The organism is Virgibacillus carmonensis (genome assembly GCF_057836705.1).
Genome location: NZ_JBYQFJ010000454.1, coordinates 1 through 503 on the forward strand (window position 1 = coordinate 1; position 503 = coordinate 503).

A 503-nucleotide genomic window follows, 5' to 3' on the forward strand; every position below is an offset into this window, starting at 1 on the left:
TTAGCGTGCCATCTGTAAAGGAATCACCAATTGCATTTGAATGTAAACTGGATAGAATCATTGAGGTAGGTACGGACCATATGGTGCTAGGTCAAATCCAGTGTGCGAGTATTGATGAATCCGCCTATCTCGGTAATTTTAAAGTAGATATTGAAAATTGGAAGCCGCTAGCCCGGCTTGCGGGAGATTATGCATCACTTTCCCCGTCATTTAAACTACCAAAATAGATAAACTAAAAAAATCACCGGCGTGGTAACCTATGCCGGTGATTTTTAACTCCATATTTAGATCCTATTTTCCGATAACCTGCAGTTCTTTTGGAAATGATGTCAGTACTTCCACATTTCCTTCATCGTTTAAGTAAACATCATCTTCAATTCGTACTCCACCATATTCGGGGATGTAGATGCCAGGTTCGATTGTAAACAGCAATCCTGGTTCAGCAATTTGTTCATTATTTTCATGGATGGAAGGTTCCTCATGAACCTCGATGCCTAGTCCAT

The 503-nt window shown here is 40.4% G+C and carries 1 protein-coding gene and 1 pseudogene; one reads left to right on the top strand and one right to left on the bottom strand.

All coding sequences use genetic code 11. From position 1 onward, the window contains the following. Positions 1–227 (top strand): annotated as a pseudogene (locus AC3G7N_RS22855) (flavin reductase family protein); the annotation flags it as partial. Positions 228–291: 64 nt separating this feature from the next. On the opposite strand, the gene AC3G7N_RS22860 reads toward AC3G7N_RS22855, so the two are convergent. After that, on the bottom strand, positions 292–503 hold a 212-nt coding region (locus AC3G7N_RS22860; protein ID WP_489424376.1), incomplete at its 5' end, for a M24 family metallopeptidase.